This window comes from Mesorhizobium sp. YM1C-6-2 (assembly GCF_003666685.1).
In the GTDB taxonomy this organism is placed as follows: Bacteria; Pseudomonadota; Alphaproteobacteria; order Rhizobiales; family Rhizobiaceae; genus Mesorhizobium_K.
On sequence record NZ_RCIZ01000005.1, the window covers coordinates 308,278 to 327,692 of the forward strand.

Annotated in this window: 16 protein-coding genes; 6 read left to right on the plus strand and 10 right to left on the minus strand. The window is 64.7% G+C overall.

Annotation, left to right across the window (positions count from 1 at the left end):
* Positions 1-145 precede the first annotated feature (145 nt).
* Both secD and D8676_RS15720 read right to left on the minus strand, forming a co-directional pair.
* Positions 146-2,668: a protein translocase subunit SecD gene (gene secD / locus D8676_RS15715; protein WP_121582014.1), complete on the minus strand. Its 2,523-nt coding sequence runs from the start codon at positions 2,666-2,668 to the stop codon at positions 146-148.
* A gap of 95 nt (positions 2,669-2,763) precedes the next feature.
* The gene (locus D8676_RS15720) at positions 2,764-3,156 is read right to left on the minus strand and encodes a hypothetical protein (RefSeq protein WP_121582015.1); all 393 of its coding nucleotides are present in this window, start codon (positions 3,154-3,156) and stop codon (positions 2,764-2,766) included.
* An 805-nt stretch (positions 3,157-3,961) separates the two neighbouring features.
* Between D8676_RS15720 and D8676_RS15725 the strand changes: the two genes are divergently transcribed.
* Together D8676_RS15725 and D8676_RS27050 are read left to right on the plus strand one after the other, a co-directional pair.
* The gene (locus D8676_RS15725; RefSeq protein WP_121582016.1) at positions 3,962-7,756 is read left to right on the plus strand and encodes a vitamin B12-dependent ribonucleotide reductase; all 3,795 of its coding nucleotides are present in this window, start codon (positions 3,962-3,964) and stop codon (positions 7,754-7,756) included.
* Positions 7,757-8,018: 262 nt separating this feature from the next.
* Positions 8,019-8,663, plus strand: coding sequence for a hypothetical protein (locus D8676_RS27050; RefSeq protein WP_147448204.1), 645 nt, complete (start codon positions 8,019-8,021; stop codon positions 8,661-8,663).
* 360 nt (positions 8,664-9,023) lie between these two features.
* On the opposite strand, the gene D8676_RS15730 is transcribed toward D8676_RS27050, so the two are convergent.
* Together D8676_RS15730 and D8676_RS15735 are read right to left on the minus strand one after the other, a co-directional pair.
* Complete coding sequence (locus D8676_RS15730) at positions 9,024-9,311, minus strand: GIY-YIG nuclease family protein (protein WP_121582017.1); 288 nt, start codon at positions 9,309-9,311, stop codon at positions 9,024-9,026.
* 69 nt (positions 9,312-9,380) lie between these two features.
* Positions 9,381-9,560, minus strand: coding sequence for a hypothetical protein (locus D8676_RS15735; RefSeq protein WP_121582018.1), 180 nt, complete (start codon positions 9,558-9,560; stop codon positions 9,381-9,383).
* A gap of 325 nt (positions 9,561-9,885) precedes the next feature.
* Here D8676_RS15735 and D8676_RS15740 point away from each other — a divergent pair, with 325 nt between their 5' ends.
* Together D8676_RS15740 and D8676_RS15745 are read left to right on the plus strand one after the other, a co-directional pair.
* Entirely contained in the window at positions 9,886-11,376 is a 1,491-nt protein-coding gene (locus D8676_RS15740; RefSeq protein ID WP_121582019.1) for a catalase, read from the plus strand.
* 152 nt (positions 11,377-11,528) lie between these two features.
* Positions 11,529-11,807 carry an acylphosphatase gene (locus D8676_RS15745; protein WP_121582020.1) on the plus strand — a complete coding sequence of 93 codons (279 nt, stop codon included), beginning with the start codon at positions 11,529-11,531 and terminating at the stop codon, positions 11,805-11,807.
* A 4-nt stretch (positions 11,808-11,811) separates the two neighbouring features.
* On the opposite strand, the gene D8676_RS15750 is transcribed toward D8676_RS15745, so the two are convergent.
* On the minus strand, positions 11,812-12,228 hold the full coding sequence (locus tag D8676_RS15750; protein WP_121582021.1) for a hypothetical protein: 417 nt from the start codon (positions 12,226-12,228) through the stop codon (positions 11,812-11,814).
* A 179-nt stretch (positions 12,229-12,407) separates the two neighbouring features.
* Here D8676_RS15750 and D8676_RS15755 point away from each other — a divergent pair, with 179 nt between their 5' ends.
* A complete protein-coding gene (locus D8676_RS15755; protein ID WP_121582022.1) occupies positions 12,408-12,590 on the plus strand; it encodes a DUF1508 domain-containing protein in 183 nt (60 codons plus the stop codon).
* 63 nt (positions 12,591-12,653) lie between these two features.
* Complete coding sequence (locus D8676_RS15760; RefSeq protein WP_121582023.1) at positions 12,654-13,211, plus strand: type 1 glutamine amidotransferase domain-containing protein; 558 nt, start codon at positions 12,654-12,656, stop codon at positions 13,209-13,211.
* Between the two features lie 66 nt (positions 13,212-13,277).
* Here the strand turns inward: D8676_RS15760 and D8676_RS15765 are convergent, their stop codons facing one another.
* The 5 genes from D8676_RS15765 to D8676_RS15785 all read right to left on the minus strand — a co-directional run bounded on the left by D8676_RS15765 (position 13,278) and on the right by D8676_RS15785 (position 19,307).
* Positions 13,278-13,742, minus strand: a complete 465-nt coding sequence (locus D8676_RS15765; RefSeq protein ID WP_121582024.1) for an SRPBCC domain-containing protein — start codon at positions 13,740-13,742, stop codon at positions 13,278-13,280.
* Positions 13,739-14,104 carry a metalloregulator ArsR/SmtB family transcription factor gene (locus D8676_RS15770; RefSeq protein ID WP_121582025.1) on the minus strand — a complete coding sequence of 122 codons (366 nt, stop codon included), beginning with the start codon at positions 14,102-14,104 and terminating at the stop codon, positions 13,739-13,741. Before D8676_RS15770 ends, D8676_RS15765 begins: the two co-directional genes overlap by 4 nt.
* A gap of 145 nt (positions 14,105-14,249) precedes the next feature.
* A complete protein-coding gene (locus tag D8676_RS15775) occupies positions 14,250-17,375 on the minus strand; it encodes an efflux RND transporter permease subunit (protein WP_121582026.1) in 3,126 nt (1,041 codons plus the stop codon).
* Positions 17,372-18,580 (minus strand): efflux RND transporter periplasmic adaptor subunit, encoded by a 1,209-nt coding sequence (locus D8676_RS15780; RefSeq protein WP_121582086.1) that lies wholly within the window; start codon positions 18,578-18,580, stop codon positions 17,372-17,374. The genes D8676_RS15775 and D8676_RS15780 overlap by 4 nt, the downstream gene beginning before the upstream one ends.
* A 40-nt stretch (positions 18,581-18,620) precedes the next feature.
* Positions 18,621-19,307, minus strand: a complete 687-nt coding sequence (locus D8676_RS15785) for a TetR/AcrR family transcriptional regulator (RefSeq protein WP_121582087.1) — start codon at positions 19,305-19,307, stop codon at positions 18,621-18,623.
* Between the last annotated feature and the right edge of the window lie 108 nt (positions 19,308-19,415).

The window sequence follows — 19,415 nt, forward strand, 5'->3', positions numbered from 1 at the left end:
CGAAAGCGCCCCGCTCACCATAGATAGGAAGGTAAACGTGGCTCGCCAATGATCGTTAGGCGGCAATGTTGTGACTTTTTTCGTACCGCCGGATTCCAGTCACGCCGGAGCCGCCGCAGGGATGGCGGCTCCGGCAAGGGCGGCGTCAGGCCTTGACGAGGTTGGCCGACGCGGCCGCCTCCTCGCGCTGGTGGCGGTGCTTCCACCAGTCGCCGAGGAGAAGCAGGATGGGCGCCGCGATGAAGATCGAGGAGGTCGTTGCGACGACCACGCCGAACACCATCGGCACGGCGAAATTCTCCACCGCGCTGCCGCCCCAGATCGCCATCGGCGCCATGGAGAGCAGGATCGCCACCGAGGTGTAGATGCAGCGCGCGAACACCTGGTTGATGCTCATGTCGATTATCTCGCGCAACGGCATCTTCTTGTAGAGCCGGAGGTTCTCACGCATGCGGTCGTAGACCACCACCTTGTCGTTCACCGAATAGCCGATGATGGTGAGCAGTGCCGCGATAGCCGTCAGGTTGAAGTCGAGCTGGAACAGCGCGAAGAAGCCGACCATCTTGGTGGTGTCGAGTATCAGCGTCGCGATCGCGCCGATCGCGAAATTCCACTCGAAGCGCCACCAGATGTAGGCGAGCATCGCGAGCGCCGCGAGGACGACGGCCATGACGCCCGACTGCGCGAGCTCGCCGCTCACTTTCGGTCCGACGACGTCGGTCTTGTCGAACTTGACCGCCGGGTCGAGCTTGAGCACGGCCTGCTTGACCGCGTCGACCGCCTTGGTCTGCGCCTGCTCGCCGCCTTCCTGCCGCTGCACGCGGATCAGAACGTCGTTGTCGACGCCGCCGACCTGCTGCAGCGTCACCTCGCCGACGCCGATGTCGCTCAGCGTGGAACGCAGCGTGGCGAGGTCGGCCGGCTGCGAGGTCGTTATCTCGACCTGGATGCCGCCCTTGAAGTCGATGCCGTAGTTGAGGCCGGGCTTGATGAACAGCGCGACCGACGCCAGCGAGAGCAGGATCGACGTCGCGATGCCGAGATAACGCCCCTTCATGAAGGCGATCGAGGTCTTGTCGGGGAAGAAGCGGACCAGCGGCTCGATGGTGATCGTCTTCAGCTTCTTCCTGCGTACCACGCTGGCCATCAGGATGCGGGTGACCGACACCGCCGTGAACATCGACAGGCAGGTGCCGAGGAACATGGTGATGGCAAAGCCCTTCACCGGGCCGGAGCCGAACATGAAGAGCAGGCTGGTGGCGATCAGCGACGTCACATTGGCGTCGACGATGGTCGAATAGGCCCGCTTGAAGCCGTTATCCAGGGCCGCGAAGGCGCTGAGCCCCTTCTTCGCCTCCTCGCGTATCCGCTCGTTGATCAGGATGTTGGCGTCGACGCCGAAGCCGATGCCGAGGATGATGCCGGCGATGCCGGGCAGCGTCAGCGTCGCGCCGATGATGTTGAGAACGCCGAAGGTGAGCACGAGGTGCAGGAACAGCGCGAAGTTCGCGATCATGCCCCACGAGCCGTAGAGCGCGACCATGAACAGCACGACCGCGGCGAAGCCGGCAATGCCGGTGTAGATGCCCATCTTGATGACGTCGCCGCCGAGGTCGGGACCGACGGTGCGCTCCTCGATGACGGTGAGCGGCGCCGGCAGCGCGCCGGCGCGAAGCAGCGCCGACAGCGTCGAGGTCTCGTCGACGGTGAAGTTGCCGCTGATCTGGCCCGAACCGCCGGTGATCGGCTCGCGGATGACCGGCGCCGAGAGCACCTTGCCGTCGAGCACGATGGCGAAGGGCCGGCCGACATTGGCGCTGGTGATCTCTGCGAATTTCCGGGCGCCGATGCTGTCGAAGCGGAAGGTGACCAGGGGCTCATGCGTGCGCTGGTCAAAGCTGGCGCGCGCGTCCGTCAGATGCTCACCGTCGAGCGCGACGCGGTCCTCGACCGGATATTGGGCGCCGGACTTGGCGTCGGGCAGCATGGTGACGCCGACCGGCAGCGGCTCTCCATTGGCAGTGTTCGCCAGGAGATGGAAGGTCATCTTGGCCGTCGAGCCGAGCAGCTGGCGCAGCCGCGTCGGATCCTGGAGGCCCGGAAGCTGCACGAGCATGCGGTTCGAGCCGACGCGCTGGATGGTCGGCTCGGCGACGCCCACCTGGTCGACGCGCTGGCGGACGATCTCGAGGCTCTGCTGCAAGGCGGCGTTAAGCCGGTCGTTGATGCCGGCATCAGTCAGCGCGACCTTGATCAGCTTGCCTTCGGTGGTGACGTCGAGGTCCTTCTGGCCGGTGATGCCGATCTGCGTCGCCATGGCGCCGATCACTTCCTGCGCCTTCGCGAGCTGGTCCGGATTGTCGATTGTCACCGTGATGACGCCGGACGAGATGCGCGCCGAGCGCGAATCGATGCGCTCCTTGCGTAGCGTGTTGCGCATGTCGTCGAGCAGCGAGCGCAGCCGGTCGGTCTTCAGCGCGGCGGCGTCGACCTCGAGCACCAGGTGCGAACCGCCCTGCAGATCGAGGCCTAGGGTGATCTGCTGTTTGGGAACCCAGCTCGGCAAGGCCGCAAGCTGCTGGGGGGTGAACATGTTGGGAAGCGCGGCGAGGACGCCGGCGAGTATGAGGATGACGTAAGTCACCACGACCCATCTTGGGGTGCGCATGTCGGTTGATCCTGTCGGTGGACCATCGCCGGCGCCATGCGCGCGGTCGAAGCCCTAAATCGAAGATGCAGCCACGGCGGGCCGCGGTTCAGCGATCAGGATCCGGCAGGGGGAGCGCGGGCATCGAAGGGCGATGCCGCGATGGAGACAGAGGAGACGGCTACCGGCAGCGCCTGGTCGGCGCCGGCCGCGACATCGGCCAGCTCAAAGCCTTTCGCGGGAACGAAGGCTTTCGACTTGCCGCCGTCCCAGGATGCAGCCTTGAGGTCGCGGGCTTCGCCGGCGAGCATCTGCTGCTTCGAGACGAACGGGGCACGGCGGTGGCCGCCGGCGCCGAGATCGGTCGGCGCGGACTGCGACGTGGCCGGGGCCGACCCAACCTGCTGGGCGGGCGGCCCGTAGCCGCCGGCGAGCATGACGGCAAGCAACAGGAAAAACGCCGACAGCATGTCGGTCGTCCTTCCGAGATGTGCATTGAGCCGCGTCATGGTCCGGCCGGTAAGTCCTGCGGGCGATCGCCTGCATATAGTGCGGAATTGAGGCAATGGATAGTCAGCGGCGTCATTCGCCCCGTGGGCGGGCGCGTAAGGACGCGTGAGGGATTGCGCCGCCCTCGCCTTCCGCCGGGCCTTGGATGACGGACAGATGGAGGGCACGCGGGCGGGCCGCCCTTGCCCGATTCTGCGATTCTCTCCCTGCAAGCCAGGAATCGACGGGAGGCCGGTTTTTGCAAAATCCTCCCCATTATCCACATAGCCGGCACACAACATGTTGGGGTCGTAAAAGTTACAAAAACGAATCCTTGACGGCTCGAAACGAGTCGCCTCTTATTGGTCATGCGCTCCGGTTTCGAGCGTGGCCGGAAGAAGTCCGCGCCAGTAATAAGTTTCCAGATTTTTGCGAGGTTTTCAGTGGCTCGTTCCGGCCTCCGGAGCGGCTCCCTGACCTTGGATTTGCGTGCGTCGGGGGACGGAAAAGGGGAATTGCCGGACTGGAATAAATTGCCTGTTAACACTATATTTAGCGTTTGCAGGCATACTCGACACTAGATAATGTGATGTTCCCCTGAATGGGGAATCGACCAAAGTTTCAAATTGAGGGACCCTCGCGGGTTCGTCGGCAGGCCGGGAAATCAAGGCTCCGCAGGGAGCCTCGGGGACAAGGCGGCGGACGGGTCGGCGAGGCACGAGGAAGCCGCAGTCATGCGACTGCGGCAATGGCGGACATGCGTCTTCGCGGGTTGACGGGAAAGCCCGATCGGCAGACGCTACATGTAGATAAAGGACCGGGACCATGCATATCCAGCGGCGCTTCACCAAGGCAGGACAATCCGCCTATTCGGAGATCGAATTCCGCAAGGCGCTTTCGGAGATCAAGAACCCGGACGGGTCGGTCGTGTTCCGCCTCGACGACATCGACGTGCCGGCGCAGTTCTCCCAGGTCGCCGCCGACATCCTCGCCCAGAAATATTTCCGCAAGGCCGGCGTGCCGGCGCGGCTGAAGAAGGTCGAGGAGAACAACGTTCCCTCCTTCCTGTGGCGCTCCGTTCCCGACGAGGCCGCCCTTGCCGAACTGCCCGAGGCCGAGCGCTATGGTTCCGAGCGCGACGCCCGCCAGGTCTTCACCCGTCTCGCCGGCACCTGGACCTACTGGGGCTGGAAGGGCGGCTACTTCAAGTCGGAGGCGGACGCGCAGTCCTTCATGGACGAGCTCTGCTACATGCTGGCCACCCAGCGCGTCGCCCCGAACTCGCCGCAGTGGTTCAACACCGGCCTGCACTGGGCCTACGGCATCGACGGCCCCGGCCAGGGCCATTTCTACGTCGACCCCTTCACCGGCAAGCTGACCAAGTCGAAGTCGGCCTATGAGCATCCGCAGCCGCATGCCTGCTTCATCCAGGGCGTGCAGGACGACCTCGTCAATGACGGCGGCATCATGGACCTGTGGGTGCGCGAGGCGCGCCTGTTCAAATACGGTTCGGGCACCGGCTCCAACTTCTCCATGCTGCGCGGCGAAGGCGAAAAGCTGTCTGGCGGCGGCCGCTCGTCCGGCCTGATGTCCTTCCTGAAGATCGGCGACCGCGCCGCCGGCGCCATCAAGTCGGGCGGCACCACGCGCCGCGCCGCCAAGATGGTCATCGTCGACGCCGACCACCCCGACATCGAGGCCTTCATCGACTGGAAGGTCAACGAGGAGCAGAAGGTCGCCTCGCTGGTCACCGGTTCCAAGATCGTCAAGCAGCACCTGGCGAAGATCATGTCCGCCTGCGTCAACTGCGAGGCCGACAATGGCGACTGCTTCGACCCCAACAAGAACCCGGCGCTGAAGCGCGAGGTGCGCGCCGCCAAGAAGAACGCGGTGCCGGAGAACTACATCAAGCGCGTCATCCAGTTCGCGCGCCAGGGCTACACCTCGGTCGACTTCAAGACCTACGACACCGACTGGGATTCGGACGCCTACCTCACCGTCTCCGGCCAGAACTCCAACAACTCGATCTCGCTGAAGGATAACTTCCTGCGCGCGGTCGAGACGGATGGGGACTGGGCGCTCACCGCCCGCAAGGACGGCAAGGTGATGAAGACGCTGAAGGCGCGCGAGCTCTGGGAGAAGATCGGCTACGCCGCCTGGGCGTCGGCCGACCCGGGCCTGCACTTCAACACCACGATGAACGACTGGCACACCTCGCCGGCCGGCGGCCCGATCCGGGGATCCAACCCGTGCTCGGAATACATGTTCCTCGACGACACGGCCTGCAACCTGGCGTCGATCAACCTTTTGCCCTACCGCAACGCCGACGGCACCATCGACATCGCCGCCTACGAGCACACCGTGCGCCTGTGGACCATGGTGCTCGAGATTTCGGTCATGATGGCGCAGTTCCCCTCCAAGGAGATCGCAAAACTCTCCTACGAGTACCGTACGCTCGGCCTCGGCTACGCCAATATCGGCGGCCTCTTGATGACCTCCGGCATCCCCTACGATTCCGACGAGGGCCGCGCCATCGGCGCCGCGCTCACCGCGATCATGACCGGCATCGCCTATGCGACGTCGGCCGAGATGGCCGCCGAGCTCGGCGCCTTCCCGGACTATGACCGCAACGCCAACCACATGCTGCGCGTCATGCGCAACCACCGCCGCGCCGCCTATGGCGACAAGGACGGCTACGAGAAGCTGGCGGTGGCGCCGGTGCCGCTCGTCCACGCCGACCTCAAGCAGGCCGAGCTCGGCGAGCACGCCAAGGCCGCCTGGGACCGCGCCATCGAGCTCGGCGAGGAGCACGGCTACCGCAACGCTCAGGCGACGGTGATCGCGCCGACCGGCACGATCGGCCTGGTCATGGACTGCGACACGACCGGCATCGAGCCCGACTTCGCGCTGGTCAAGTTCAAGAAGCTCGCCGGCGGCGGCTACTTCAAGATCATCAACCGCGCCGTGCCCGAGGCGCTGCGCACGCTCGGCTATTCCGAGGCCGACATCGCCGAGATCGAGGCCTACGCCGTCGGCCACGGCAACCTCAACCAGGCGCCCGGCATCAATCCCGGCGCGCTGAAGGCGAAGGGCTTCACCGACGAGAAGATCGCCGCCGTCAACGCGGCGCTTGCCTCGGCCTTCGACATAAAATTCGTCTTCAACCAGTGGACGCTCGGCGCCGACTGGGTGAAGGAGACGTTCGGCTTCACCGACGAGCAGCTTTCGGACTTCTCCTTCGAGATGCTGCCGGCGCTCGGTTTCTCGAAGAAGGACATCGAGGCCGCCAACATCCATGTCTGCGGGGCGATGACGCTGGAAGGCGCGCCGCACCTGAAGGCCGAGCACCTGCCGGTGTTCGACTGCGCCAATCCCTGCGGCAAGATCGGCAAGCGCTATCTCTCGGTCGACAGCCACATCCGCATGATGGCGGCCGCCCAGCCCTTCATCTCGGGCGCCATTTCCAAGACGATCAACATGCCTAACGAGGCGACCGTCGAGGACTGCAAGAACGCCTATATGCTGTCCTGGAAGCTGGCGCTGAAGGCGAACGCCCTCTACCGCGACGGCTCGAAGCTGTCGCAGCCGCTCAACGCCTCGCTCATCGCCGACGAGGAGGACGACGAGGACGACGTGGTCGAGGCGCTGGTCGCCCAGCCCGCCGCCGCCCGCGCGACGCAGGTCACCGAAAAGATCGTCGAGCGCGTGGTCGAGCGGCTCTACCGCGAGCGCGAAAAGCTGCCGAACCGCCGCAAGGGCTACACCCAGAAGGCCGTCGTCGGCGGCCACAAGGTCTACCTGCGCACCGGCGAGTTCGACGACGGCCGGCTCGGCGAGATCTTCATCGACATGCACAAGGAGGGCGCCGCCTTCCGCGCGATGATGAACAACTTCGCCATCTCGATCTCGCTCGGCCTGCAATACGGCGTGCCGCTGGACGAGTATGTGGAAGCCTTCACCTTCACAAAATTCGAGCCGGCCGGCATGGTCGTCGGCAACGACGCCATCAAGAACGCGACCTCGATCCTCGACTACGTCTTCCGCGAGCTCGCCGTCTCCTATCTGGAGCGCCACGACCTCGCCCATGTCGACCAGTCGAATTTCGACAACACCGCGCTCGGCAAGGGCATCACTGAAGGCAAGGCGACGCCCTTCTCGAAGGGTCTCTATCGCGGCGTCTCGCCGGTGAAGCTGGTGTCGAAGCTCGGCCAGGCGGAGCCCAAGGGTTTTGGGGGTTCCTCCGGGACCACCACGCCGGCCCGCGCCGCGCCGACCGCCTTCTCCGGCTCGAACGTCCGCGCACTGCAGACGGCCGCGGTGCAGGCGGTGCGCCCCGACACCGACGGGTCGGTCGCCTTCAAGCGCGACTATGAGGAGCGGGCGAACGAGCTGGCCGAGGAGATCGCCGAGGAAGAGGCAGCCGCCTCCCCCGCGCTCTTCACCGACGCCGCCGCGCAGGAAGCCGCCGACGCCAAGGCGCTGGCCTCACAGCGCCGCGCCCAGGCGGTGATGCAGGGCTACACCGGCAGCGAATGCTCCGAGTGCCACAACTTCACCATGGTGCGGAACGGCACCTGCGAGAAGTGCGACACCTGCGGCGCGACGAGCGGGTGCTCGTGAAATCGCTGAAAGCTAAAACGTAACATCATCGGCCCGGTCCTAGGATCGGGCCGAAACGGCGAAAGGAACAAAACATGAAAACACATAAGGAGAGCTTTATGTGATCCATAAACACCAAAGCCGACCCAAGCGGGTCGGCTTTGGCTACCGCAAATCGGAGAACCGCTGCGGGGCGAAAGAGTGCGACACTCCTCCTGTGACAAGGCGACTATATGGGGAGTCGGACTATTGAGTCGAGGCGGAAGCGTAACAGGAGATGGTAATGACCACTTTTGGAACTTCCGCATACATGAAGTTGTTGGCGTTAAACCCACAACCACGAGAGACGGAAATCAGAAAGCGTTTTGCTGGTTCGAAACGGTCGTACGATTTTCATAAAGCTATGCGCAAAATAGTCACGGAATACGTCAGCGGCAGAGTAGATTGGTCTGCCACTGAAGCTAGGCTCTTAGCGATAAAGAAGCCCGCAGAACGAACGTCCGCTATATCTGCAGCGCATGCTCTGATGAATTGGATCAATGGACGTCCGATAAAGCTTCTGCAGAAGGCTGACGTACAAGCAGCGAGTCCCAACGACATTTTTTCGGTAAGGTTTTCTCCCGATTTCGAAATTGAAATCGCCGGAAAACCAACGAGGATTCATATTTGGAATACGATTAGGCCACCAATAGCGGCTAGGGAGTCTGTAGGAATGCTTGGACTCTTTGTGTCGGATGATGCTCCTCAATCCATGGGAGTTTTGTCACTACGAAGCGAGGAGCTATTCCTGCCTTCAAGCGCTGTGAGAGCACGCGAATTGGCGAAACTACTGGCGTTGGACATCGAAAAACGCATGTCGCGAATTGCCGCTGAGTCTGGAACACGCCCCTCGAAGGAGGATGGGAGCGAGAGGCGTCCAGAAATCTAAGCACACGACCTTCCCTCCTCCTCACAGGGGAAGGGAAGGTGACCCCAGCCGAGCCACCGAGCCTGTGAAGGGGTGAGAGCCAGGTCGGATGAGGGGTGCTCGACGGAAGCGCCCTCACCTTCGTCATCCTAGGGCGGAGCAAGGAGCGAAGCGACGCAGCGCAGACCCTAGGATCCATGCCGTTACATTTCGGCAGCGCTCCGGCGGTTCAGAACCGGCGCCCAGCCCTCGCCGCCGGCAGACACGATCAACGTCACGGCATGGATCCTCGGGTCGCACTCCGCTTCGCTGCGTTTGCCCGAGGATGACGAAAGCGGGAGAGGTCGCCGCCAATCGCAGAGGCAGCGCCTGCAGGATCCCTCACCATCCTGTTCCCCGAAACAACTCGAACCACTCGGGATTCGTCTTCTCGATCAGCTCGATCTTCCACTGCCGCGGCCAGCGTTTCAGCGATTTTTCGCGCTGGATCGCGTCGCGGATGTCGAAATGCTCCTCGAACCACACGAGCCGCTGCACCCCGTAGCGTGAGGTGAACCGCGATCCAGTCCCGCTCTTATGCTCGAACATGCGGCGGCCAATGTCATTGGTGACACCGATGTAGATGGTGCCGCGCTTCTGGCTGGCGGTCATGTAGACGTAGCCGGTCATTCCGAAAGGCTAGTGTCTAATAGTCGTGCTCGTAAATGCCCGATGCTTTGCAACCGGGCGCAACGACCCTCACCGCTCATCCAGGCGTTGCAGCGTAACCGACGAGGTGACGGTGCGGTCGACGGCGGCGAATTCGCCCATGGCGGGCGGCAGCGCGGTCATCGGGCGGGTGTGGGGGCTCGCCATCTCCAGCAGGCCGGTACTGACGGCGAAGACCACGACGGCGGCGACGGTCAGCATGGTGCGCATCGAATTTCTCCGAATGTGACGCAACTGAAACGTACCAGCCGGAAATTGTTTCCCGCTTAACGACAGTGGTTTCCGCTTTCTTGCCGTCGCCCACCTTTCGCGGGGCGGAATCCCACACAAAACGTCCTGTCCGGCGCGGCTTTGCCCCGCTTTCATCGGGAGACGCCGCCGCGAAGCTCGCTTATTGCTCACGCCCTCCTCACGGGCAGCCGGCGGCGACATTAAGCCACAATTTAATCCCGGTGCTGACGCAGTGTTCACTGGAATTGCAAAGCCCGTGCCGTTAGGTATCTAGCGACGCAGCTTTCTTTGCCACGAGGGTACCATGTCAGACCAACACAACGTCCGATCCACCACCGGCTCCGGCGCGCCAGCGCCAAGCGACCGCAACTCGCTTTCCATCGGCCCGGACGGCCCCATCGTGCTCCACGACGTCCATTTCCTCGAGCAGATGGCGCATTTCAACCGCGAGAAGGTTCCGGAGCGCCAGCCGCATGCCAAGGGCGCCGGCGCGTTCGGCGTGTTCGAGACGACCGAGGACGTCTCGCGCTACACCAAGGCGGCACTGTTCCAGAAGGGCGCGTCCTCCGAGATGCTGGCCCGTTTCTCCACCGTCGCCGGCGAGATGGGCAGCCCCGACACCTGGCGCGACGTGCGCGGCTTCTCGCTGAAGTTCTACACCGACGAGGGCAATTACGACCTGGTCGGCAACAACACGCCGGTCTTCTTCGTCCGCGACCCGATGAAGTTCCCGCACTTCATCCGCAGCCAGAAGCGACTTCCCGATTCCGGCCTGCGCGACAACCACATGCAGTGGGATTTCTGGACCAACAACCCCGAGAGCGCGCACCAGGTGACCTATCTGATGGGCGTGCGCGGCCTGCCGCGCACCTGGCGCCACATGAACGGCTACGGCTCCCACACCTATATGTGGGTCAACGCCAAGGGCGAGCGGTTCTGGGTAAAATACCACTTCCACACCAACCAGGGCATGGAATTCTTCACCAATGAAGAGGCGGCGGCCGTGGCCGGCGCGGATGCCGATTTCCACCGCCGCGACCTGTTCGACGCGATCGCGCGCGGCGAGCATCCGAGCTGGGTGCTTTCGGTGCAGGTCATGCCCTATGCGGACGCCAAGACCTACCGCATCAACCCGTTCGACCTGACCAAGACCTGGCCGCATGCGGACTATCCGCTGATCAAGGTCGGCACGATGACGCTGAACCGCAATCCGGAGAATTTCTTCGCCCAGATCGAGCAGGCGGCGTTCTCGCCGGGCAACACGGTTCCCGGCATCGGCCTGTCGCCGGACAAGATGCTGCTCGGCCGCGCCTTCGCCTACAACGATGCGCAGCGCAACCGCATCGGCACCAACTTCCACCAGTTGCCGGTGAACCAGCCCAAGGTGCCGGTGAACACCTACATGTTCGACGGCCACATGGCCTACCACCACTCGGGCAATGCCCCGGTCTATGCGCCCAACAGCGGCGATCGCACCTGGACGGACGAAACCGGCCCGGTGGCGGAAGGCTGGGAAGCCGATGGCGAGATGGTCCGCAGCGCCTACACGCTGCGCGGCAATGACGACGATTTCGGCCAGCCCGGCATCCTGGTGCGCGACGTGTTCAACGACGATCAGCGCGCCAAGCTGGTCGACCAGGTCGCCGGCAGCCTGCTCGGCGGCGTGCGCGAGCCGGTGCTGAGCCGCGCCTTCCAGTACTGGAAGAGCGTCGACGCCGACGTCGGCGCCCGCATCGAGCAGAAGGTGCGTCAGGGAAGCGCCTCCAAGCCCGCCGAAGGCATGGGCGAAGGCTGAATAACGCCCGCGCGGCACCCGCTCTCCAGGCAGGCGCCGCGCGGTCGGAACCGTTTCGCCGCCGCGCTCTTGTATCGTCAGGCGCGGCGGCGCTTACCGGGCGGCGCGCCTTATCTTCTCCTTCGGAGGAGACGTCGAACAGGAACACGCCCATGCCCGACAAAGCCCTCCTCGTCTCGATCCGCGGTCGCGTCCAGGGCGTCGGCTTTCGCATGTGGACGGAGCGGGAGGCTGAGGTCTTCGGCTTGCGCGGCTGGGTGAAGAACGAGCCGGACGGCTCGGTGACGGCGCTGATCGGCGGTTCGGACGAGGCCGTCGAGAAAATGCTCGACCTCCTCGGATCCGGTCCGCGCGGCGCCGCCGTCACCGGCGTGACGACAAGCCCCGCCGACCCTGCCGACCTGCCCGCCGGTTTCGCACAGCGGCGCTAGCGCCCTACTCCCGCGAAGCCAGGCACGGATCGAGCATCACCTGCTTCTCGCCGACACGCGAATAGCCGCCACCGAACATCACCACGTCACCCGGCCGCATGTCGTTGGCGCTGTAGGCGACGCACATGACCTGCACGCCCGGTTCCGGGCACATGATGAGGTATGCAAGCACCCCGTCGGACTCGACGGCCGACAGCGCGCCGCTGACGGTGAGCGTTATCCTGCGATCGACTTCGGGCGCGCGCTCGATCCAGTGGCCGATCGTCTCGCAGGTCGCCGGTTCCTCCGCATAGGCCTCGCCCGGCCGGAACGGGCCGGCCGGATCACAGCATTCCTCCGCCCGCAACTGCGCAGCCGGCAGGAGGGCGAGCGCAAGCGCCGATAGCAGCGCGCGTCGGCAGACACGGGTCGATCCGATCATGGAAATCCTCGAAGCATGGCCCCCAACTGCCCGGCCGCGCATGTTCGTTACGGACATGGCCGCAGCAAGGCACAACCGCCTGGTCGAAAAATAACAACCTGAGATTGCTCTCAATTCGTGGCGCAACCCCGCCGAATCGGCGGACAAGACCGCCTTTCGAATTGAGGGAAGAGAAAATCATGGCAAGCTGCAAGGATCGTGACGGCGACACCTGGGAGATCTATTATGGAAGCGACGGCTGGCGTTGGCGGCGCACCGCCTCCAACGGCCGCATTGTCGGCTCGTCCACCCAGGGTTATTCCAACTACAGCGACTGCGTCGCCAACGCACAACGCAACGGCATGACCTGCACGCCGGCATAAATCGATCGGAACCGGCCTCCGTCCCGTCCGTTGCTCCTCCTCAACCCCGACAAGGAGGAACCGATGGACATTTCCGGAAAACGCATCGCCATTCTCGCCACCGACGGCTTCGAGCAGTCCGAGCTCGAGGTGCCGCTGAAGAAGCTGCGGGCGGCCGGCGCGACCGTCGACGTGGTGGCGCTCAAGGCGGGCGAGATCAAGGGCTGGGAGAAGAAGGACTGGGGCCGCGCCGTGCCGGTCGACCGCTCGCTCGACGAGGCGAAGCCGTCGGATTACGACGCGCTGGTGTTGCCGGGCGGCCAGATGAACCCCGACCTGCTGCGCGTCGAGCCGAAGGCGGTCGATTTCGTGAAGAGCTTCTGGAACGACAGCAAGGTGATCGGCGCCATCTGCCACGCGCCGTGGCTGCTGGTCGAGGCAGGCATCGTGAAGGGCCGCCGCGTCACGTCCTACAAATCGATCAAGACCGATGTCGTCAACGCCGGCGGCAAATGGGAGGACTCTGAGGTCGTCACCGACCAGGGCCTCGTCACCAGCCGCCATCCCGGCGACCTCGACGCCTTCTCGGCCAAGCTGATCGAGGAGATCGCCGAGGGCCGCCACGAACGCCGCGCGGCATAGCTGCCTTCCTCGGTGGGAACTGGCGGCGGGAGCGATGCGCAGAGGTGCCGGGCAGAGGCGGCTCGCCTAGAGCACCTTCTCCATGCGCCGGTAGCTCTCCTCCATGCCGTCTTCCATGCCGGTGGCGAGCATCGCCTCGCGCGTCGCCGCGTCGGGCAGCGTCATCCTCATGGTCATCAGCGTGCCCTGCCCGTCCGGCGCGAACCGCGTCTCGACATGATTGTCGGGCGTCGGGTCGGGCAGGTGCATGCGCTCGACATGCTCGATGCGGCTATGGGGCTCGAGCGCGATGAATTCGCCGGTGAGGTAAAAGCCGCCGCCCTTGCCGTCGCTCCATTCGTAGCGGATCTTGCCGCCCGGCCGCGCGTCGTTGATGCAGACCGGCATCGTCCAGCCTTCCGGCCCGAGTAGCCATTTCTTCAATAGCTCCGGCTCGGTATGGGCGCGGTAGACTTTTTCCGGCCGAGCCGCGAAACGGCGCGTCACCACGACATGCGTGTCGCCTTCGGTCTTCAGCGTCAGCTTGCTCATCGTCTTCCCTTCTCTTCTGAATTCTCACGGGCCGGCTCGCCGCCTTCGGCTTCCATCTCAGTCAGCAACGCATCCAGCCGGTCATAGTTGGCAGTGAGAGCCTCGCGCAGCATCGCGAGCCAGCGGTCGACTTCCGAAATCGCTGATATCTCAAGCCGGCACGGCCGCCGGGTGCCGTCGACCCGCTGCGAGATCAGCCCGGCGTCGGAGAGCACGCGGATGTGCCTGGAAACCGCCGGCTGGGACATGTCGAATGGCGCGGCCAGTTCCGTCACCGTCGCCTCGCCAAGCGCCAGCCGGGCAAGGATCGCCCGTCTGGTGGGGTCGGCGAGCGCCGAAAACGCAGCGTCTAGATCCACGATTAGCTAGCCCCATTAATATAACTAACTTGCTATATAACAAATTAGCTATCTTCAAGCAACCAGGCTTGGGACATGGGCTATTGAAAATGGTCGTCTCGGGTGGACGCGACGCGAAAAGACCTCCCCCTTAACGGAAGGTAGGGGCTTACTCAGCCGCGACCGGCAGTTCCCTCGGCGCCAGCCTGTTCGCGTTGGCCGCGTGATGGTGCTCCGGTTCGTCGGCCTCGTTCGGCCGCACCAGCCAGCGCCACAGCCTCGCCGTACCGATCGCCGCATCGTCCATGATCGTGTAGAAGGACGGCACGAAAATCAGCGACAACAGCGTCGAGACGAGCAGGCCGCCGACCACCGCGATCGCCATCGGCGCACGGAACTCGCCGCCGTCGCCGAGCGCCAGCGAGGCCGGGATCATGCCCGCCGACATGGCGATGGTGGTCATGACTATCGGCCGCGCGCGCTTGCGCCCCGCGTCGATGATCGCGTCGCTGCGCGACACGCCCTGCTTGACCTCCTCGATGGCGAAATCGACCAGCATGATCGCGTTCTTGGTCACGATGCCCATCAGCATCAGGATGCCGATCACCACCGGCATCGAGACCGCCGAATTGGTGAGGAACAGCGCGGCCGCGACACCGCCGATCGCCAGCGGCAGAGAGCCAAGGATGGTGAAGGAGTGGAACACCGAGCCGAACAGCAGGATCAGCACCACCAGCACCAGCATCAGCCCGGTCGACATGGCGGTCGCGAAGCCGGCGAAGACCTCGCCCATCACCTCGGCGTCGCCAGTCTCCTGGATGCGCGTGCCCTCGGGCATGTCCTTCACCGCCGGCAGCTGCCAGACCGCGCCCAGCCCGTCGCTGAGCTCGACGCCGGGCGCCATGTCGGCACCGATGACGACGCGCCTCTCGCGGTTGAAGCGGGCGATCGAGGACGGGCCCTGGCCGAAGCTGATCTTCGCCACCGAGGACAGCGGCACGGTCACTCCGGACGGCGTCGTCACCGGAAGCTGGCTGACCACGTCGATGTCGTCGCGCGCGGCCTCGGTGAGCTGCACGCGGATCGGAATCTGGCGGTCGCCGACGGTGAATTTCGCGAGGTTCTCGTCGATATCGCCCATGGTCGCGACGCGCAGCGTCTCGGCAATCGTAGCGGTCGAGATGCCGAGCTCGGCAAGCCGGGTCAGGTCCGGCTGGATGATCACTTCGGGCCGGTCGAGCGCGGCGTTGGAGGTGATCGCGCGGAACATGCCGGTCGCCGCCATCTGGCTCTGGATCTTGCGGGCCTGGCTGTCGAGCAGCGCACCATCCGTGCCCATCACGCCGAAGGCGAGCTGCCGTTCGCCGCGGTCGTTGACGAAATAGGCCCGCAGATCGGGAATGCTTTCCATCCTGTCGAGCAGGATGCCTTCGATCTCATGCTGCGGCACGTCGCGTTCGGACTTGTGCTTGAGGTCGGCGATGACGGTCGCGCGGCGTGTCTCCTGCGTGCCGGTTGGGCTCGCGCCGCCGATGACGTAGACGTTCTCCACCTCGGGCACGTCGAGCATCAGTTTCGTCACCTCGTCGGTGGTGGCGCGCGTGTCGTCCAGCCGACTGCCGGGCGGCAGCTCGAGCGAGAAGGTGATGCGGCTTGCGTCCTCGCGCGGTATGAAGCCCGACGGCAGGAAGCCCATCGCGTAGATCGAGCCGATGAAGAAGGCGATGCCGGCGGCGAGCGTCACCCAGCGGAAGCGCAGGCTGGCCTTCAGGAGCCGCTCGTAGCCGCGCATCACGATGCCGGGCCTCGGCTCGGCATGGCCGTGACCGCGCAGGAAATAGGCCGCCATCATCGGCGTGATCAGGCGCGCGACCAAAAGCGAGAAGAACACGGCAACCGCGACGGTGAGGCCGAACTGCTTGAAATACTGGCCGGCGATGCCGCCCATGAAGGAGACCGGCGCGAAGACCGCCATGATGGTCGCCGAGATCGCGATGACCGCAAGCCCGATCTCGTCGGCCGCCTCGAGCGCCGCGCGGTACGGCGACTTGCCCATCTTGATGTGCCGGACGATGTTCTCGATCTCGACGATCGCGTCGTCCACCAGGATGCCGACCACCAGCGTGATGCCGAGCAGGCTGACCAGATTGAGCGAGAAGCCCATCATGGAGAGCGCCCAGAAGGTCGGGATGATCGAGAGCGGCAGCGCCGTCGCGGACACCAGCGTGGCGCGCCAATCGCGCAGGAAGAGGAACACCACGATGACGGAGAGTGCGGCGCCCTCCATCAAGGTTTCCATGGCGGAATCGTAGTTGCCGACCGTATAGCTGACCGAGTCGTCGACCTTGGTGATGGTGACGTCCGGATAGGCTTTCTGCAGATCGGCGACCGCCGCCGCGACCCGCTCGTTGACCTCGACGTCGCTCTCGCCCTTGCCGCGGAAGATGGCGAAGGAGACGACCGTGCCGTTGTTCACCCGCGCGAAGGTCTTCGGCTCCTCCCAGGCGTCGGTGACGGTCGCGATGTCGGAGAGCTTCACCTTGCGGCCGCCCGACAGCGGGATCTCCAGCGCCTTGAGGTCGGCGACCTTCCCGGCGCCGCCGAGCGTGCGGATCGACTGCTCGCGGCTGCCGAACTTGGCGTTGCCGCCGGTCATGTCGGCATTGACGAGGCGCAGCGCGCGGTTCACGTCGCCGGCGGTGACGCCGAGCGCATTCAGCCGGTCAGGATCCAGCTCGACCTTGATCTCGCGGGTCACGCCGCCGTAGCGGTCCGCCTGCGCGACGCCTTTCAGCCCCTGCATCTTGCGGATGATCGTATCGTCGACGAACCACGAGAGTTCCTCGATCGTCATCGCGGGCGCGGCAACCGCATAGGTCAGGATCGCCTGCCCTTCGACGTCGATGCGCGCCACCACCGGATCGTCCGCCGTCGGCGGAAGGTCGGAGCGGATGAGCTCGACGGCGTCCTTCACGTCGTTGACCGCCGTCTGCGTATCGACCTCGAGGCGGAATTCCACCGTCGTCTGCGACACGCCTTCGGTCAGTTGCGAGGTGACGTTCTTGACGCCCGAAATGTTGGCGACGGCGTCCTCTATGCGCTTGGTGATCTGGGTCTCGAGCTCGCTCGGCGCGACACCCGGATCGGTCACGGTGACCGAGACCAGCGGGATGTCGATATTGGGAAAGCGCGTGACCGGCAGTTTGGCGAAGGCCATCAGGCCGAGCGCGACCAGCACGATGAAGAGCAGGATCGCCGGGACCGGATTGCGGATCGACCAGGCGGAGATGTTCATGGCTTGACGGCTCCCGTCGCCTCGATCCGCACCGGCGTCACCAGGTCGCCGTCGGCAACGAAGGTGCCCGCGCGAGAAACCACTTCTTCGCCCTCGGAAAGGCCCGACGCAATCTCGACCATGTCGTCGGTGCGGGTACCGAGCGTGACGGTTCGCGTCTCCACCTTGCCGCCCTCCACGCATTGCAGAAACGCGTCGGTGCCGGCGTAGAGGACCGCCGAGACAGGCACCGCGACGCCTTCGCGCCGCACAAGCTCGATCTCGCCACGGGCGAAATTGCCGGCACGGACCGGCGAACCGGGCTTAAGCGCGATGCGGATGGAGCCCAGGCGCGAGGCGCGGTCCACCTCAGGCGAGATCCTGCGGATCGATCCTTCGATCAGCCCTTCCAGGCCGGACAGCGAGATTGTCGCCTTCATGCCATTCGCCAGCCGCGGCAGCTCCGTTCCCGAGATCGTCGCGGCCAGTTCGAACTCACCGTCGATAGCGATGCGAAAGAGCGGCGCGCTGCCGGCCATCACCACGCCGCCGAGCGTGGCGTTGCGGGCAAGGATCAGCCCGTCCGCGGGAGCGCGCAGCTCCGTCTTGCCAATCTGCACGAGCACGTTCTGGCGCTGCGCCTCGACGACGCCGAGCTGCGCTTCGGAAGACTTCAGCGCCTTCTCGGCCGAGTCGAGCCTGGCCTTGGCGCTGTCGAGCGCATTCACCGCGTTGTCGCGCTGGGCGTCGGGCGCAAAACCCTTCTTCTGCAGCGCGACGGCGCGGTCGAGCGCTTCCCTCGCCTGCCTGACGCCGACCTCCGCGTCGCCGATCTGGGCGCGCATCTGGGCGATGTTGGCCTCGGCCTGCGCGCGGCTCGCCTCGATCTGCGCGAGCTGCGTATCGAGCATCGAGCGGTCGAGCACGGCAAGCACGTCGCCTTTCTTCACGACATCGCCCTCGTCGGCATTCAGCGTGATCACCGTGAGGCCGTTGAGGTCCGTTCCGACCGCGGCCTCTTCGCGGGCGACAATCGTGCCGTTGACCGACAGCGTCTCGACGAGCTCGCGCCGCTCGGCCGCGACGACGCGGATCGACGGCGGCACCTGCCTGACGACGGGCGCTGCCTCGCTCGCGGCGAAGGAAGCCGCCGGGACGCCACCGAAAATGGTGGCGGCGAGCAGCGCCCCTGCAGCGCGCACAAAAGGACTTGGCTTGGCGGGCATGAGGATCACCAGAAGAGAAGAGGTGGAGCTGTTTTCGGGATCAGGCTTGTTCGGCCGGCACGTTTTCGGCCTGCACTTTTCCGGTCGGCTTCAGCATGCCGGCAAGCATGCCGCGGAGTGCCGTTTCGATCCGGTCAAGCGGGATGCCGCGCGCCGGCAGGTCGTTGATCGCTATGCCCTCGCCGACCGACATCAGGACGGCCATGAGCGTTTGCAGATCGACGACAGGGTCGATCTCGCCGCGATCGATCGCACCCTGCACCAGCGGGGCAATCATCTCGGCGATCTCCCGCTTGTGGCCGTCGACCGTTTCGCGGATTGTCCCGTTGCGGTTGGATTCCGAGCGCATTTCGGCAAACAGCGCCGCACTGCCCTTTTTGTGGGTATGCGTGATGTGCGCCATTGCGCCGTCGACCAGTCCCTCGATGGCGGATGTCGCATCGCGGAAGACGCCAAAACAGGTCATGTCGTCCTCGCGGTCGGCCGCGCAGATGGCGGCGACGATCGCTTCCTTGGAAGGGAAATAGCGGTAGAGCGCGCCGGGGCTCATGCCGCATTCGGCGCAAATCTGCTGCATAGAAGCGCCCTGGAAGCCGGAGCGGACAAAGCAGGCCTGGGCAGCATCGAGGATGCGCTGGATCTGCTGGTCGCGGCGCTCGGCCCGCGTCTGCCCCTGCCCTTCAAGCGGCTCGGCCTGCGTGGCCTCGAAAAAAACACCGTCTTCCATCACGGTCTCCATAGAGCGAACATTCGCTCTCATTTCATGCGAATGATTGTTCTCAATTTATGCGAATGATCATTCGCGGTCAATATTTTGCGATGCAAAAAATTTTGC

Coding starts and splice junctions, on each gene's coding strand:
- D8676_RS15740 (WP_121582019.1), top strand. CDS start 9,886: ATGTCAGACCAACACAACGTCCGATCCACCACCGGCTCCGGCGCGCCA.
- secD (WP_121582014.1), bottom strand. CDS start 2,668: ATGCGCACCCCAAGATGGGTCGTGGTGACTTACGTCATCCTCATACTC.
- D8676_RS15760 (WP_121582023.1), top strand. CDS start 12,654: ATGGACATTTCCGGAAAACGCATCGCCATTCTCGCCACCGACGGCTTC.
- D8676_RS15730 (WP_121582017.1), bottom strand. CDS start 9,311: ATGACCGGCTACGTCTACATGACCGCCAGCCAGAAGCGCGGCACCATC.
- D8676_RS15765 (WP_121582024.1), bottom strand. CDS start 13,742: ATGAGCAAGCTGACGCTGAAGACCGAAGGCGACACGCATGTCGTGGTG.
- D8676_RS15780 (WP_121582086.1), bottom strand. CDS start 18,580: ATGCCCGCCAAGCCAAGTCCTTTTGTGCGCGCTGCAGGGGCGCTGCTC.
- D8676_RS15720 (WP_121582015.1), bottom strand. CDS start 3,156: ATGACGCGGCTCAATGCACATCTCGGAAGGACGACCGACATGCTGTCG.
- D8676_RS27050 (WP_147448204.1), top strand. CDS start 8,019: ATGACCACTTTTGGAACTTCCGCATACATGAAGTTGTTGGCGTTAAAC.
- D8676_RS15750 (WP_121582021.1), bottom strand. CDS start 12,228: ATGATCGGATCGACCCGTGTCTGCCGACGCGCGCTGCTATCGGCGCTT.
- D8676_RS15775 (WP_121582026.1), bottom strand. CDS start 17,375: ATGAACATCTCCGCCTGGTCGATCCGCAATCCGGTCCCGGCGATCCTG.
- D8676_RS15735 (WP_121582018.1), bottom strand. CDS start 9,560: ATGCGCACCATGCTGACCGTCGCCGCCGTCGTGGTCTTCGCCGTCAGT.
- D8676_RS15725 (WP_121582016.1), top strand. CDS start 3,962: ATGCATATCCAGCGGCGCTTCACCAAGGCAGGACAATCCGCCTATTCG.
- D8676_RS15755 (WP_121582022.1), top strand. CDS start 12,408: ATGGCAAGCTGCAAGGATCGTGACGGCGACACCTGGGAGATCTATTAT.
- D8676_RS15785 (WP_121582087.1), bottom strand. CDS start 19,307: ATGGAAGACGGTGTTTTTTTCGAGGCCACGCAGGCCGAGCCGCTTGAA.
- D8676_RS15745 (WP_121582020.1), top strand. CDS start 11,529: ATGCCCGACAAAGCCCTCCTCGTCTCGATCCGCGGTCGCGTCCAGGGC.